The following is a 3,319-nucleotide window of genomic DNA, read 5'->3' as shown; positions in this document are numbered from 1 at the left end:
CCCTGACCAATAGACAAAGGCAAAAATTACAGTGACTCACAATAATAGACAAATAAGTTTTCAGAATTGCGACTTTCTTCAAATGTCCCGGGCGGGTATGTTAGTCGGATAATAATTACACCCTGCATCTCTAATAACAAAACAACGTGGTATTTATGGCAATCAGCGAATCAACCCCGGCGTCGCCGCCAAAATCGCGCACCTCTTTTAAGGTATTAGGCGCAATCAGTCTTTCGCACCTGCTCAACGACATGATCCAGTCGTTGATTCTGGCAATTTATCCGCTGCTGCAGTCCGAGTTTTCGTTAACTTTCGTGCAGATCGGGATGATCACCCTCACCTTCCAGCTGGCTTCCTCGCTGCTGCAACCGGTGGTGGGCTACTGGACGGACAAATACCCGATGCCGTGGTCGCTGCCGATTGGCATGTGCTTTACCCTGAGCGGTCTGGTATTGCTGGCGATGGCTGGCAGCTTTGAGGCGGTGTTGATTGCTGCCGCGCTGGTGGGTACCGGGTCGTCCGTCTTCCACCCTGAGTCCTCACGCGTGGCGCGTATGGCCTCCGGCGGCCGTCACGGGCTGGCGCAGTCACTTTTCCAGGTCGGCGGTAACTTTGGCAGCTCCCTCGGCCCCTTGCTGGCGGCGGTGATTATCGCCCCGTATGGCAAAGGGAACGTGGCGTGGTTTGTGCTGGCCGCACTGCTGGCGATTATCGTGCTGGCGCAGATCAGCCGCTGGTATGCCGCTCAGCATCGCGTAAATAAGGGGAAACCTAAAGCGAAGGTTATCAATCCCCTGCCCCGGAATAAGGTCATTCTGGCGGTTTCCGTACTGCTGGTGCTGATTTTCTCGAAATACTTCTACATGGCAAGCATCAGCAGCTATTACACCTTTTATCTGATGCAAAAATTCGGATTATCGGTACAAAATGCGCAAATCCACCTGTTTGCCTTCCTTTTCGCGGTTGCCGCCGGAACGGTTATTGGCGGGCCGGTGGGCGATAAGATTGGCCGGAAATATGTTATTTGGGGCTCTATCCTCGGTGTCGCGCCGTTTACCCTTATTTTGCCGTATGCCAGCCTCGAATGGACGGGCATTTTAACCGTGATCATTGGTTTTATCCTCGCCTCGGCATTTTCCGCCATTCTGGTCTATGCCCAGGAGCTATTACCGGGCCGTATCGGTATGGTTTCCGGACTCTTTTTCGGTTTCGCCTTCGGTATGGGTGGGCTTGGTGCAGCGGTGTTGGGGATGGTCGCGGATCACACCAGCATCTTCCTGGTTTACAAAATCTGCGCTTTCCTGCCACTTCTGGGGATGTTGACCATATTCGTGCCTGATAACTGTCACAAAGCGTGAATTACAGGTAGCCAAAGTAAAAATTTGGCTACCTGCCCCCCTTATGCCATAAGGGTTTCCTCTCCATCCCTGACCTGAATTTATCAATATGCGCTTTTTTACGCGCATATTGCCGTTTTATTCAAACTTCAACAATTATTCATAAACATAAGGGCAAAAATTGTCATAAACTATTACCTGGTCTTTTGGTATTCACGCCAAAAATGGAACACTCACCGCGGAAGGAGACGGAATGCACCACGCCACACCGCTTATCACCACCATTGTTGGTGGACTTGTGCTCGCTTTTATCCTTGGCATGATTGCCAATAAACTGCGTATTTCTCCTCTTGTCGGCTATTTATTAGCGGGAGTTCTGGCGGGACCGTTTACGCCAGGTTTTGTCGCGGATACCAAGCTGGCGCCTGAGCTGGCGGAATTAGGCGTGATTCTGCTGATGTTTGGTGTTGGCCTGCACTTTTCCCTGAAGGACCTGATGGCGGTAAAGTCGATCGCCATACCTGGCGCGATCGCCCAGATAGGGGTGGCGACGCTGCTGGGGATGGCGCTTTCGGCCGTGCTGGGCTGGTCGTTGATGACCGGTATCGTATTTGGGCTGTGTCTCTCAACCGCCAGTACCGTGGTGCTGCTGCGCGCGCTTGAAGAGAGACAGCTGATAGACAGCCAGCGCGGGCAAATCGCGATAGGCTGGCTGATTGTGGAAGATCTGGTGATGGTGCTGACGCTGGTGCTGTTGCCTGCCGTCGCCGGAATGATGGAAAAAGACAACATCGGCTTCGCCTCGCTGGCGCTGGATATGAGTATCACCATCGGTAAAGTGGTGGCGTTTATCGCCATCATGATGCTGGTGGGCCGTCGTCTGGTGCCGTGGATCCTGTCCCGCAGCGCGGCGACCGGCTCCCGCGAGCTGTTTACGCTTTCCGTGCTGGCGCTGGCGCTGGGGATCGCTTTTGGCGCTGTTGAACTGTTCGACGTCTCCTTTGCCCTGGGCGCGTTTTTCGCCGGAATGGTGCTGAACGAGTCTGAGCTGAGCCACCGCGCCGCGCATGACACCCTGCCCCTGCGTGATGCCTTCGCCGTGCTGTTCTTTGTCTCCGTCGGCATGCTGTTTGATCCGATGATTCTGGTTCAGCAGCCGCTGGCCGTGCTGGGCACGCTGGCGATCATTATCTTCGGTAAGTCGCTCGCCGCCTTCTTCCTGGTGCGGATGTTCGGCCACTCCCCGCGTACGGCGCTGACGATTGCCGCCAGCCTGGCGCAGATTGGTGAGTTCGCCTTTATCCTCGCGGGTCTGGGTATGGCTCTGAACCTGCTGCCCCAGGCCGGGCAGAATCTGGTGCTCGCGGGGGCAATTCTGTCGATTATGCTGAACCCGGTCCTGTTTGCCCTGCTGGAAAAATACCTCGATAAAACCGAAACGCTGGAAGAGCAGACGCTGGAAGAAGCCATCGAAGAGGAGAAGCAGATCCCGGTGGATATCTGCAACCATGCGCTGCTGGTCGGCTTTGGTCGCGTGGGCAGCCTGCTCGGTGAGAAGCTGATGGCGCAGGGCATTCCGCTGGTGGTGATTGAAACCTCACGCACCCGCGTTGATGAACTGCGCGAGCGTGGTATTCGTGCGGTGCTGGGCAATGCGGCCAACGAGGAGATTATGGCGCTGGCGCATCTGGACTGCGCGCGCTGGCTGCTGCTGACTATTCCGAATGGCTATGAAGCGGGCGAGATTGTAGCCACCGCGCGTGAGAAATGCCCCAATATTGAGATTATCGCCCGGGCGCATTATGACGATGAGGTGGAGTACATCACCGAGCGCGGTGCGGATAAGGTAGTGATGGGCGAACGTGAGATTGCGAACACGATGCTGACGCTGCTGGCGAAACCGCCGGTTGAAGAGGCTGTTACGGGGTAAGATTTTTGCGGTCTGATGCCCTCACCCTGGCCCTCTCCCACGGGGAGAGGGA

General features: G+C 55.4%; 2 protein-coding genes. Both read left to right on the top strand.

From position 1 onward, the window contains the following. The first annotated feature begins 155 nt into the window (after positions 1 to 155). Positions 156 to 1,358, top strand: coding sequence for an MFS transporter (locus tag L977_RS06160; RefSeq protein WP_047625304.1), 1,203 nt, complete (start codon positions 156 to 158; stop codon positions 1,356 to 1,358). 232 nt (positions 1,359 to 1,590) lie between these two features. Then, positions 1,591 to 3,267, top strand: a complete 1,677-nt coding sequence (gene ybaL, locus L977_RS06155; protein ID WP_014882816.1) for a YbaL family putative K(+) efflux transporter — start codon at positions 1,591 to 1,593, stop codon at positions 3,265 to 3,267. The last annotated feature ends 52 nt before the right edge of the window (positions 3,268 to 3,319 follow it).

Source organism: Enterobacter sp. ZOR0014 (assembly GCF_000798855.1).
Taxonomy (GTDB): domain Bacteria; phylum Pseudomonadota; class Gammaproteobacteria; order Enterobacterales; family Enterobacteriaceae; genus Enterobacter; species Enterobacter kobei.
The sequence above is the reverse complement of the archived record's forward strand: the minus strand, read 5'-3'. Positions and strand labels throughout refer to the sequence as shown.